Source organism: Mesorhizobium sp. M0894 (assembly GCF_040319725.1).
In the GTDB taxonomy this organism is placed as follows: Bacteria; Pseudomonadota; Alphaproteobacteria; order Rhizobiales; family Rhizobiaceae; genus Mesorhizobium.
Window position 1 is genome coordinate 577,583 of sequence record NZ_JAMYOG010000001.1, and the last position, 12,713, is coordinate 590,295.

Genomic DNA, 12,713 nt, shown 5'->3' on the forward strand with positions numbered 1-12,713 from the left:
TTCCTCCCGGTGAAGCGAACGGAGCGCCGGGACAAGCGCCCTCGGTTCCTGGCCGATGGCCTTTATGAGAATTCGCTCCGGCGAGACATATGGCGTGGTTTTCGAGAACCGGAGCGCAGCGGACATTTGGGTCCGTGAGCACCGGAAGCGGAGAAAACTGCGCCAGATGGCCGCCGGAGTAGAATTACCATGAAGGCCATTAGCTGTGGGCGAAGATATCCTCCTCATCCCAGCCCATCAGATCGAGTTTCGCACGCGTCGGCAGGAAGCGGAAGCAGGCATCGGCTTCCCTGGTCCGGTTGTCGCGCGCCAGCCGCGCGCTCAGCACGTCGCGCAGCCGGTGCAAATAGAGCACGTCGGAGGCGGCATATTCGAGCTGCTCGGGCGATAGCGTCTCGGCCGCCCAGTCCGAGGATTGCTGCGCCTTCGACAGGCCGACCCCGAGAAGCTCGAAGCAGATGTCCTTCAGCCCGTGCCGGTCGGTGTAGGTGCGCGTCAGCCGCGACGCGATCTTTGTGCAGAACACCGGCTCCGGCATGACGCCAAAGGCGTTGTAGAGCACGGCGAGGTCGAAGCGGCCGTAATGGAAGAGCTTGGTGATGCTGCGGTTCTTCAGCAGGCTGACGAGGTTCGGCGCCTTCCTCTGGCCGGGCGCGATCTGGATGACGTCGGCCGAGCCGTCGCCCGGTGAGATCTGCACGACGCAGAGCCGGTCGCGATGCGGGTTCAGCCCCAGCGTCTCGGTGTCGATAGCGACCGCCCCGACATCGTAATGCAGCAGGCCGGGCAAATCGTTTTTGTGGAAACGTATGTCGCTCATCGTCTTCTCCGGTCGCGGCCCCGTGCACCGATGCGCGACGGGCCGTGCCCGTCCTTGCCGTGATCCGGTGAAAAATCAACACAAAGTTGATTGTGACGCAATTTCAGCGTGTCAGCGCCTCGAGAATGCGCGCCCAGGAGCGCTGGCCCTTGTGGAAGGAGCTCATCTCGTACTTCTCGTTCGGTGAGTGGATGCGGTCATCGTCGAGGCCGAAACCGACCAGCAGCGATTCCATGCCGAGATAGGTCTGGAAATCGCCGACCACCGGGATCGAGCCGCCGCTGCCGGTCACCACTGCCGGCTTCGGCCATTCGTCGGACAGCGCCTGCTTGGCCTTGGCGAGGAAGGGCGAGTCGTAGGAAAGCTGGATCGCCGGCGAGGCGCCGTGCGGATGGAATTCGACCGAGCAGTCGGCCGGAACGCGCTCCCTGACGAATGCCTGGAAGGCGGCGCGGATTTTTGCCGGATCCTGTTTGTGGACGAGGCGGAAGGAGACTTTTGCCGAGGCTTGCGCGGCGATCACCGTCTTGAAGCCCTTGCCGGTATAGCCGCCGATGATGCCGTTGAACTCGGCCGTCGGGCGGGCCCAGGTCAGTTCGAGCACCGAGCGGCCCTTTTCGCCGGACGGAATCGACAGGCCGATCGGGCCGAGGAAGGTCTCGGCGGTCTCGCCCAGCGACAGCCACGACTGCAATATCTGCGACGGCGTTTCCTCGACGCCGTCATAGAAACCCGGAATGGTGACGTGGCCATCCTCATCGTGGATGTCGGCCAGGATTTTTGCCAGGATGCGGATCGGATTGGCCGCCGCACCGCCGTAGAGCCCGGAATGCAGGTCGCGGTCGGCGGCACTCACCGTGATCTCCTCGCCGACCAGCCCGCGCAGCGAGACGCAGATCGACGGCGTATCGCGATCCCACATGCCGGTGTCGCAGACCAGCGCGAAATCGGCCCTCAGCTCATCCGCATTCGCCTCGAGAAACGGTTTCAGCGACGGCGATCCGGACTCCTCCTCGCCCTCGAACAGGATCGTGATTCGGCACGGCAATCCGCCATGCACCTGCTTCCACGCGCGGCAGGCCTCGACGAAGGTCATCAGCTGACCCTTGTCGTCGGCCGCGCCGCGGCCGGTGATCACCTTGTGGCCGGGCTCGATCTCCTTGACCGCCGGCGCGAACGGGTCGCTTTCCCACAACTCGATCGGATCGATCGGCTGCACGTCGTAATGGCCGTAAAACAACAGATGCGGCGCGCCGGCTGGCCCGTCGTGATGCGCGACCACCATCGGATGCCCTGGCGTGTCGCGCACGCTGGCGTCGAAGCCGATCAGCTTGAGCTCGGCGACCAGCCATTCGGCGGCCTTGCGGCAGTAGGCCGCGTAGTCGGGATCGGTGGAGATCGACTTGATACTGAGCAGGCCGAACAGGCGTTCCAGGCTCTGGTCGAAGTTCTTGTCGAGGCGGTCGAGGACAGGGGAAACTGCGGACATAGGCGGGCCTTTCGATTCTGGCGGCGAATCTAGAGCCCATGCGGCCAAACGGAAAGCCCGCGAACGTTGGGCCACGGGCAGGATCGGGTCGAAAGGCAAAAAAATGCCGCCGTGGTGGAGGGGGAACCACGGCGGCCTTACTCGAAACGATGCGGCAGCCCGGAGAGGGGGGATAGGCTGCCGCAAGTGTCCGGGATAGGCGGGGGACGGGCCTTGCTCCGGACTTCGGCGAAAACTGCCGATAGCGTTTATCTGTGTCTGCGAACGTGGCGATTCAAGGGCACAAAAATTACACTTTTGTAACATAGGCGTGAGCGAACAAAGTTCCGGCCAAGCCGCCAGGCCGGCCAAGCTCACACGCCATTTGTCAGGGTGTTGCCGGAACCCTTGGCGCAAGCCGCCTTTGGCATGGACCGCGGCGCTGCGCCGCGCTATCCCTCGTGCCATGAAAAAAGGCGATCATCTCTTCCTTGTCGACGGCTCCGGCTACATCTTCCGTGCCTATCACGCGCTCCCGCCACTGTCCCGCAAGTCCGACGGGCTGCCGACCAGTGCCGTGCTCGGCTTCTGCAACATGGTCTGGAAGCTGACGCAGGACGCCCGCAACACCGATGTCGGCATCGTGCCGACGCATTTCGCCGTGATCTTCGACTATTCGTCGAAAACCTTCCGCAACGACCTCTACCCCGAATACAAGGCCAACCGCTCGGCGCCGCCGGAAGATTTGATCCCGCAATTCGGCCTGATTCGTCAGGCGACCAGGGCCTTCAACCTGCCATGCATCGAAACGGAAGGCTACGAGGCCGACGACCTGATCGCCACCTATTGCCGGCTTGCCTGCGAAGCCGGCGCCGACACCACCATCATCTCTTCCGACAAGGATTTGATGCAACTGGTTGGCCCAACGGTTGCCATGTACGACCCGATGAAGGACCGCCAGATCGGCGTTCCCGAGGTGATCGAGAAGTGGGGCGTGCCGCCGGAGAAAATGATCGACCTGCAGGCGCTGACCGGCGATTCGGTCGACAATGTGCCAGGCGTGCCCGGCATCGGGCCGAAGACGGCGGCGCAATTGCTCGAACAGTTCGGCGACCTCGATACGCTGCTCGCCCGCGCCGGCGAGATCAAGCAGGACAAGCGGCGCGAATCGATCATCGCCAACGCCGACAAGGCGCGCATTTCGCGTGATCTGGTGACGCTGAAGAACGACGTGCCGGTGACCGAAGGGCTTGACGAATTCGTGTTGCACGCGCCGGACGGTCCCAGGCTGATCGGCTTTCTCAAGACCATGGAATTCTCGACGCTGACCCGCCGCGTCGCCGAAGCGACCGGAACCGACGCGGGCGACGTTGCGGCCACTGCCGTGACGATAGAGCGTGCCGATACCGCGCATGGCCCCGATATGGGTTTTGGCGTGCCCGCGGCCGCCGAGCGCGCACCCCCGTCGGACGAAGCGGCTTCCGAAGTCCCGGCCGAAGCCAAGCAAGGCGACACCCCATCCCTGCTTTCGGCGCTTCGCCTGGAGGCTGCGACCGTCCGCAAGATCGACACCGGCGCCTACGCCTGCATCCGCGACGCCGCGACGCTGAAGGCCTGGATCGCCGAAGCGATGGAGAGAGGCATCGTCGCCTTCGACGTTAAGGCCTCCTCGCCCGATCCGATGCGGGCCGAACTGATCGGCCTTGCCATGGCCGTCGCGCCCGGCCACGCCGCCTACGTGCCGCTTGCCCATAAAAACGGCAATGGCGACCTGCTCGGCGGCGGCGCGGTCGACAACCAGATCTCGATCCGCGACGCACTAGCGTTGCTCAAGCCGCTGCTCGAGGACAAATCTGTCCTCAAGATCGTGCACGACATGAAATACCGCCTCGTCGTCATGAGCCGTCATGGCATCGAGATCGGCCCCTATGACGACACCATGCTGATCTCCTACGTGCTCGAGGCCGGCACCCATGGTGGCCATGGCCTGGAGGCGCTGGCCGATAAATGGCTCGGCCACGCGACCATTCCGCTGAAGGAACTGGCCGGTTCGGGAAGAAACTTCGTCGGCCTCGATCAGGCCGACCTCGGCAAGGCGACGGCTTACGGCGCCGAGCACGCCGACGTCGCGCTCAGGCTCTGGCAGGTGCTGAAGCCACGCCTTGCCGCCAAGGGCCTGGTCTCGGTCTATGAACGGCTGGAACGGCCGCTGGTGCCAGTCCTGGCACGGATGGAACAACGCGGCATCTCCGTCGACCGGCAGATCCTGTCGCGGCTCTCCGGCGAACTGGCACAAGGTGCGGCGCGGCTCGAGGACGAGATCTACCAGCTGGTCGGCGAGCGCATCAACATCGGCTCGCCAAAACAGCTCGGCGACATCCTGTTCGGCAGGATGGGCCTGCCCGGCGGTTCGAAAACCAAGACCGGCCAATGGTCAACCTCGGCGCAGCTTCTCGAAGACCTCGCCGCCGAAGGCCACGAATTGCCGCGCAAGATCGTCGATTGGCGCCAGCTGACCAAGCTGAAATCGACCTATACCGATGCCCTGCCCGGCTTCATCCATCCCGACACCAAGCGCGTCCACACCTCCTACGCGCTTGCCGCGACGACGACCGGCCGGCTGTCGTCCTCGGATCCCAATCTGCAGAACATCCCGGTGCGCACCGTCGAGGGGCGAAAGATCAGGACGGCCTTCATCGCCGACAAGGGCAACAAGCTGGTTTCCGCCGACTACAGCCAGATCGAATTGCGCGTGCTCGCCCATGTCGCCGAAATCCCGCAGCTCAAGCAGGCCTTCGCCGACGGCGCCGACATCCACGCCATCACCGCCTCGGAAATGTTCAACGTGCCGGTCGAGGGCATGCCTTCGGAAGTGCGCCGCCGTGCCAAGGCGATCAATTTCGGCATCATCTACGGCATTTCGGCCTTTGGCCTCGCCAACCAGCTGTCGATCGCACGCGAAGAAGCCGGTGACTACATCAAGAAATATTTCGAGCGCTTCCCCGGCATCCGCGACTATATCGACGCCACCAAGGCCTATGCGCGCGAGCACGGCTTCGTCGAGACCATCTTCGGCCGCCGCATCCACTACCCGGAGATCAGATCGTCAAACCCCTCGATCCGGGCGTTCAACGAGCGCGCCTCGATCAACGCACGCCTGCAGGGCACCGCCGCCGACATCATCCGTCGCGCCATGATCCGCATGGACGAGGCGCTGGAGAAGGCGAAGCTTTCCGCCCGCATGCTGCTGCAGGTGCATGACGAACTGGTCTTCGAGACGGCCGAAGCCGAGGTCGAGGCGACGATTCCCGTCGTCTGCCACGTCATGGAGAACGCCGCCATGCCGGCGGTATCGATGTCGGTGCCGCTGCACGTCGACGCCCGCGCCGCCAACAACTGGGAAGAGGCGCATTAGGGCGGGGCCGATCAACTGCAATCTGTAGCGATTCGTCGCGCCCCCCTCTGTCCTGCCGGACATCTCCCCCACGAGGGGGGAGATTGGCAGCTTGGGCGCTGCGCACCATCGATTGGAAGTGGCAAACGCCGGGATGTTAGCCGATCTCCCCCCATGTGGGGGAGATGTCCGGCAGGACAGAGGGGGGCGCTGTCCCGCCAGCATCTCGCGGCTTAGTAAGCCCTCAAGCCGCCTCAGCCAAACACTTCGCACAGGTGCCGCGGAACTCGATCACCGCCTTCTTAGCGGCGAAGCCGGTCGAGCGCACCCATTCGTCGAGCCGGTGGCCGACATCGTGGTCGGAGAACTCGGTCACCTGGCCGCAGCTGTCGCAGATGGCAAACGCCGTCATCGAATGGCTGTGGTCGTGCGGCTCGGCACAGGCGACGAAGGAATTGAGGCTTTCGAGCCTGTGCACGAAGCCGGACTTCACCAGCGTGTCGAGCGCCCGATAGACCTGCAGCGGTGCACGAAAACCGCGCTCGCGCAATTGGTCGAGCAACGTATAGGCGCTGAGCGGCCCGCTGGCGGCCTCGAGTTTCTCGAGAACGCAAAGCTGGTTCTTCGTCAGTACATCCCTTGCCGCCATGATCCCGTTCCAAGCCGCTCCGTGCCGATCACTGCCAGTTCGCATGCAATTCGACCTCTTGCACTGAGATAGCGACGAACTGCTATTTTTGCTACTGTTTCTATTCGCAGCCGGTGGTCGGCTGGCCGGCGGCGCCATATTCAAAATACTGACAAAATCGTCAGCCAGGCTGGCTGTGCTTGGAAATTCGATCGGGCTTGGGGAAGCAACCATGATCAAAGTGACGCGGCGGACGCTGCTTGCCGGCACGTCTGCGCTGGCCGCTGCCGGCTTGGTGCCGTTTCGGGCATTCGCAGCGGCGCGCACCTACCATGCGCTGCTTGTTGCCTGCACCGATTACCCGAACCTGCCGAAGAAAAACTGGCTGATCGGACCGAAAAACGATGCCGGCCTGGTGCGCGATTACCTCCTGGGGAACACGCCCGCGCCGGTAAAATTCCTGGCCGAAAACGTCACGCTGCTCGCCAAGGATGTCGAAGGCGCCAACGGACCGCCGACACATGCGGCGATCAAGGCAGCACTCGCCGACCTTGCCGCCAAGGTCCAGCGTGATGATTTCGTCTATCTGCATTTGTCCGGTCACGGCGCGCAACAGCCCGCGGCGACCAAGGGCGACGAGACCGACGGCCTCGACGAAATTTTCTTGCCGTCCGACATCGACAAATGGGTCAACCGCGAACAGGGCGTGCCCAATGCGCTGGTCGACAACGAGATCGGCACCGCGCTCGACGCCATTCGCGACAAGGGCGCCTTTATCTGGGCCGTGTTCGACTGCTGCCATTCCGGCACGGCGACGCGCGCCGCCGAGGTCGACGACGAGCTGGAACGCAAGGTCGAGTTCGCCGATCTGGTCGGCGGCGACGATGCTGCCAGGGCGGCTGCGGTGAAAGCCTATGACGGGATTGCGTCGGCCGCGCCGCGCGGCTTTGACGAGGACGGGCAGCGCAAGCCGGCCTTCAAGCTGGCGCCGACCGGCGCCGAGCCGACCACCAAGGGTAGATTGGTCGCCTTCTACGCGGCGCAGACGGTGGAGACGACGCCTGAGATGCCGCTGCCCAGGGGCACGGCCGATGCGCCGCGTTTCGGGCTGTTCACCTTCACCATCCTGTCGAAACTGGCCGAGAACCCCAACATCACCTACCGCCAACTCGGTCAGTCGGTGCTGCAGCAATATTCGGCGGACGGCCGCACCCGGCCAACGCCGCTGTTCGAGGGAGAACTCGACGCACGCGTCTTCGGCACCGACAAGACCGATGCGGTCATGCAATGGCCGATCGTCGTCAAGGACGACAAAGCCACCATCGGCGCCGGACTGCTGCATCGCCTCACCCCCGGCAGCAAGCTGGCAATCTTGCCGTCGGCGCTGTCGCCGCTGTCCGAGGCGCTTGGTTATCTCCAGGTGCGATCGGCAAAGAACCTGGAGAGCCGGGTCCAGCCGGTCGAGTTCGGCGGCAAGCCGGCGCTCAAGCTGGCTGACATCCCCGCCAATGCCTATGCCCGGCTCGCCGAGCTCGCCGTCGACTACAAGCTCGTGGTCGCGCGGCCGGCAGCGGCCAAAGGCCTCGAGAAAGAGGCTGCGCTGGCGAACTCGGTTCTCGACGATCTGGCGGCCAGGGAGAACTCAGGGTTCCACATCGCGCTGGTCGAGCCGGGCAAGAGCGCAGATCTGCGTCTCGCCGTGCTGCGCGAGAATGCCATTGCCGGCGCCGCAGAAGACGCCACCGACGCGCCGGCGCTGTGGTTCCTGCCAGCTTCGGGCGACATGACGCTCAAGGATGGCAGCAAGCCGCCGCTGATCGTCATTCATCCGGACGGCCGCGAAAAGCTGATCGACGCCGCGGCCAGGAACCTGACGAAAATCTTCCGCGCCATCGGCCTGTCGAGGCTGGCCGCCGCTTCGGATTATCGGCCGGAAGAGGTCGACGTCGAGTTCCGGATCAAGCGTCTGGACAGTGACGCGCTGCAGCCTATCGAGCCGTCGACGGTGCCGCGTGTTTCGCCCGACGATCAGGTGCATGTGCTGGTCTGGAACGGCTCGACCAACCTGGTTGACATCAACGTGCTCTATGTCGGCTCCGACTATTCCATCCAGCATTTTCTTGCCGAGCGCCTGACCGAGGGCGCCGTGCTCGAGGAAGGCCTGTTCAAATTCACCGACACCAGCTTCGGCATGGAGCAGATGATCGCCGTCTTGACCGAGGCGCCGCCGCAGAGCGAGAAGCAGGACCTGAGCTTCCTGGCGCAAGCGGGGGTTGTCTCGGTAACGCGCGGACTGGGACAGCCAAGTTTCTCCGATATGCTGGCCGATATCGGCATGGCGCCGGCGACGCGGTCGGCCATGCGGCTCACCGACGACAAGGCATCGAAGGGCGCCGTGATGATCTTCCCGATGGAGACGGTGCCGCGCGCCTGAGGCGGGATCAAGCGCCCGGCCAGGCCTCTTGCCTGATCGGCTGATAATGAACATTCTTCGACCGCCGCTGTCGGCGGCCGAACGGAACGGATGAGGGCGTTCGTGAACAGGATGGTATTTTCGTGGCGCGCAACAACCGCCGGCTTTGTCGCCGGGCTGTTGCTGGCCGCCAATGCCTCGGCGGACGAGATCTGCGGCCTTTGCGCCAAGGAGGTCGTCATCAACTCCGAACTGGCGAGTTGCTTTCTCGATCAGTACGACCAGATCGCCAAAACCGGCAACACCGCCGTCGTCGTCGATCTCAGCAGCTGCACCTCACGCGGCGTGGTCGAGCCGTTGCCGTCGCCTGGCAAGCCGCAGGTGGAGCCTGACGTGCAGTTCATCGTTTCGCGGGCGCAGCTGGATTGCCTGAAGAAGAAGCTGGAGACGCCGGGCATCGTGCTCGATCCGTCAGCTATCATCGAACTGGACAGCTGCGGATGACGAAAGCAGGGAGCGACGCAACGCAGCAGGCAGGGGCGGCGCCGGTACCGCAAAAGAAGCCGGCGTCACTGCCGGAAACCGTCGAAGGCCTGCCTTGGGTGAGCAATCACGAGGTCAAGAAGGAGGCCAACCCGTTCACCGATCGCGACTGGCGCATGCTTGTCTATGCCTGGTCCGGATTGCTGGTACGGCTGGCGATCATCTTCACCTTGATCTTTTCGGTCTACCAGTTCCTGGCAAACCAGGAGCAGAAGCGTGTCGAACAGACGATGTCGCTGGTCGAGCTCTGGGAAAGCAAGGATTACCAGCAGGCGCAACGGGCCCTCAAGCAACGCCTGGCGACGCTCAATGCCAAATACGGCAATCTGCTCAGCGCCAATCCCACGCCGACCGAGGAACAGGTCTATCGGCAACGCATCGGCATCGAGGCGATGAGCGCAACCGGCGGCGACATGCCGCTTGCCGAGTTCAGCGACAATTTCGACCGCATCGTCTATTTCCTCAACCGTCTTTCCTTCTGCGTCGAAGGCAGGCTTTGCTCGCGTCAGGTCGCCGACTCGTATTTCCGCGACTATGCCGCCTCGTTCTGGAGCTATTTTGCCGGCTATATCGACAAGGAGCGCAAGGCCGGTTCGCCGACCTTCGCCCTGCCAATCGAGAACTATGTCCGCCAGGCGCCACCCCCGGCCCAATCCAGATAATCCCCGAAAATGCGAAAGCCGGCGACGGAAATGCTCCGCCGCCGGCTTTGATTGGAGCATTTTGCAGCCAAGTGTGATCATATTTGGCGTCGCAGAAATGCCGCTAAAATAGATAACCCGCCCCGATGATCGCGGCGCGCACTCTGCAGGCCTATTTGTACAGGCTGTTGATCCACTGGACGTTGATGGCGTTCAGGCGCACGGCGGTATTGGCATCCGGGCTCTCGGCCACGTTCACGCCGGTGATGACGCGCTGCTTGGAGCCATTGTCATAGGCATAGACCGAGCTGCCGCTCGAACCTGGATACGTGTCGCAGTCGTACTGGAAATACTCGGTGGCGATGTTTTCGGCGTGCACTTCGCAGGTCGCCTTCCACATCGTGCCCATCGGCTTGTCGCCGGGATAGCCGATGATGTTGGCGGTGAAATCGCCGAGATCCACATAGTTGGCATAGCCCAGCCAGCCGAGATTGGTGCCGACATCCTGCTTGAGAGTGACGATGCCGAGATCCCACGGCACGACAGAGCCGTAAAAGCCTTGGTAATTGTCGATGAAGCCCTGGACGATATAGGCGCTTTCATAGGTGAAGGCGCCGAACGGAGCGTCGTCGGCGGTCTTGCCATTGAGAGCCGGCACGAACAGGATATCGTCGAGCCAGGCCTTGTCCTCGTGGCTGTAGAGGCAGTGCGCCGCGGTGAGCACCGTGCGCGGGCCGATCAGTGTCGCCGAGCAGCTGCCATAGCTGCCGCTCTTCGATTTGCCTTCGAGATAGCCGATCGCGGTGAACGGGTAGGTTTTGGTATTCTTGATCTGCTCGCGGTCGTCCGTCCCGAACACCTGGCGGCCGGCCTCTTCGCCTCCGCTTAGTCCGGAATTATCGGACTTCTGCCCGTCGGCGGGCGCGTTCATTTCCTTGATGACAAGGTCCTTCAGCGTCTCGTTCGGGTCGATCTTGATGTCCTTGCCATCGGCGGAGCGGCCGACGATGCCATAAGATTTGACTGCCGTTGCTTCGTCGGCGAGCGGCGCGGCGCGGTTGGCCTCGTCGTCGGTCAGTTTCGGCGGGGCGATCGGTTTCGCCCGGCCGGGCTTGTAATCGCCCGATGTCACGTCCCGCATGCTTTCGCCGTTGCCAGCATTGGCGGAGCCTGGATCGGCAGCCAAGGCAGGAACCGCCCACATTGCGGTGGAAAGCAACGCGGACGCAATAATGCTATGTGTCAGTTTTGTCATGGTGAGACTCTCCCAAAAGTCAGCAAGGACTGGATCAAGATAGAGAAATATTGTCGAGATCGTGGTGGTGACGAAAAATGAAATTGGTTGCCGGCGCCTTTACCGGGCCATTATTCAGTGCAGCCAGTTTAGGTCCCCGCCAAAAATGCCCGCAACGGTATACTGCCTAAATTAATCCAACATTGGCAATGACAAATTGCTTTCACATAGCCCGTGGGGGGCTATAGGATTTGGGCGGGCTTGGTTCGACAGCACGATTAGCAAAAGTGGTGCTCGGTTTTGTGACGGATCGCGCTCCGCCTTGGAGCATGATCTCACCGGCCGGTTCCATTTCAGTGGATCATGCGTCCGTGGCTGACCTGTCGGAATATTGTCTCAGGGGGTTCGAGGTGAAGATCATCCATAGGTTCAGACCGATTGCCGCCGCCGCGCTGCTCGGCATCGCGGCGGCCTTGCCGGTCGTTGATTCCGTTCATGCCACGGACGCGGCCGCCCGGCCGGAGGCGGCGATCTCGCCGATGAAACGCGTGGCCGAGGCCAGGGCAAAGGCCAGGGCGGAGAACCCCGACGGCGCCGATCGCGTCTACGGCGGCAAGCAGGCCGAGACGGGCGCCTACCCGTTCCAGGTGGCATTGCTGACCACGGGCAAGCTGGACAAAAGCCCGGCCTCGCAGGCGAATGCGCAGTTCTGCGGCGGCAGCCTGATCGCGCCGCAATGGGTGCTGACCGCGGCGCACTGCCTCAATGACGACGGCGAGCCGATTTCGCCTGATGTGGTCACCGTGCTCACCGGCGCCACCGATCTCAGCGAGGGCAAGCGCTACAAGGCGGTGGAGATCATCGTCAACGAGGGCTACAGCGAGCAGACGCTGGACAACGATCTCGGCCTGATCCGGCTGGCCGAGCCGGCCGATGCCCCGACCATCAAAATTGCCAGTGAGCCGACCCCCGACGCCGGCAAGACGACAGTCACCGGCTGGGGCAAGATGCAGGACGGAACATTTCCCACCGCGCTGATGGTCGCCGACCTGGACCTCCAGCCGAACGCAACCTGCAACAGCGGCATCAAGGCGATTTATGCGCATGATTTGAAAGCAGCGCTCGGCGAGCTCGCCCGCCGCATGCGTTATTCGGAAAGGGGCATCGAGGCGGCCGCCAACGCGATTGCTGCCGACATGGCGGATCCGCTGACCGGCAACATGATCTGCGCCGGAACGGCCAGCGGCGAGCGCGACGCCTGCAATGGCGACAGCGGCGGACCGCTGTTCATGACCGGCGCCGATGGTCCGGTGCAGGTCGGCGTCGTCAGCTGGGGCGAAGGTCCGGCCGACGGCGGCACCGCCTGCGGCCACAAGAACGCCTACGGCATCTACACGCGGCTGGCCAATTACACCGGCTGGATCGAGGAGAAGATGAAAAGGGCAGCGCCCGTGCCCGCAGCACCCAAAGCCCTCGGCACGGCGCAGAAGCCGGCGACCCCCTGACCGGCGTCACCCGCTGAACGAACGAACGGCGCGAGCAATCCCGCCGCTTCTGCCCGGAAACTTTTGG

General features: G+C 63.4%; 9 protein-coding genes. 5 read left to right on the plus strand and 4 right to left on the minus strand.

Annotated features, from left to right (window positions below):
* Window positions 1–199: 199 nt before the first annotated feature.
* Together NKH91_RS02880 and NKH91_RS02885 are read right to left on the minus strand one after the other, a co-directional pair.
* A complete protein-coding gene (locus NKH91_RS02880) occupies window positions 200–820 on the minus strand; it encodes a ribonuclease D (protein ID WP_031193995.1) in 621 nt (206 codons plus the stop codon).
* 103 nt (window positions 821–923) lie between these two features.
* On the minus strand, window positions 924–2,309 hold the full coding sequence (locus tag NKH91_RS02885; RefSeq protein WP_352884541.1) for a M20/M25/M40 family metallo-hydrolase: 1,386 nt from the start codon (window positions 2,307–2,309) through the stop codon (window positions 924–926).
* A gap of 445 nt (window positions 2,310–2,754) precedes the next feature.
* Between NKH91_RS02885 and polA the strand changes: the two genes are divergently transcribed.
* A complete protein-coding gene (polA, locus tag NKH91_RS02890) occupies window positions 2,755–5,703 on the plus strand; it encodes a DNA polymerase I (RefSeq protein WP_352847356.1) in 2,949 nt (982 codons plus the stop codon).
* Window positions 5,704–5,926: 223 nt separating this feature from the next.
* Here the strand turns inward: polA and NKH91_RS02895 are convergent, their stop codons facing one another.
* A complete protein-coding gene (locus NKH91_RS02895) occupies window positions 5,927–6,331 on the minus strand; it encodes a Fur family transcriptional regulator (RefSeq protein ID WP_023721937.1) in 405 nt (134 codons plus the stop codon).
* A gap of 211 nt (window positions 6,332–6,542) precedes the next feature.
* Between NKH91_RS02895 and NKH91_RS02900 the strand changes: the two genes are divergently transcribed.
* The 3 genes from NKH91_RS02900 (at window position 6,543) to NKH91_RS02910 (ending at window position 9,928) form a co-directional block, all read left to right on the plus strand.
* Window positions 6,543–8,744, plus strand: coding sequence for a caspase family protein (locus tag NKH91_RS02900; RefSeq protein WP_352847353.1), 2,202 nt, complete (start codon window positions 6,543–6,545; stop codon window positions 8,742–8,744).
* Between the two features lie 111 nt (window positions 8,745–8,855).
* Window positions 8,856–9,227 carry a hypothetical protein gene (locus tag NKH91_RS02905; protein ID WP_352847452.1) on the plus strand — a complete coding sequence of 124 codons (372 nt, stop codon included), beginning with the start codon at window positions 8,856–8,858 and terminating at the stop codon, window positions 9,225–9,227.
* On the plus strand, window positions 9,224–9,928 hold the full coding sequence (locus NKH91_RS02910) for a DUF4760 domain-containing protein (RefSeq protein WP_352483605.1): 705 nt from the start codon (window positions 9,224–9,226) through the stop codon (window positions 9,926–9,928). The genes NKH91_RS02905 and NKH91_RS02910 overlap by 4 nt, the downstream gene beginning before the upstream one ends.
* 151 nt (window positions 9,929–10,079) lie before the next feature.
* Here the strand turns inward: NKH91_RS02910 and NKH91_RS02915 are convergent, their stop codons facing one another.
* Window positions 10,080–11,162, minus strand: coding sequence for a trypsin-like serine peptidase (locus tag NKH91_RS02915; protein WP_031194911.1), 1,083 nt, complete (start codon window positions 11,160–11,162; stop codon window positions 10,080–10,082).
* Between the two features lie 350 nt (window positions 11,163–11,512).
* Here NKH91_RS02915 and NKH91_RS02920 point away from each other — a divergent pair, with 350 nt between their 5' ends.
* Window positions 11,513–12,646, plus strand: a complete 1,134-nt coding sequence (locus NKH91_RS02920) for a S1 family serine peptidase (protein ID WP_245278721.1) — start codon at window positions 11,513–11,515, stop codon at window positions 12,644–12,646.
* Window positions 12,647–12,713: the final 67 nt, after the last annotated feature.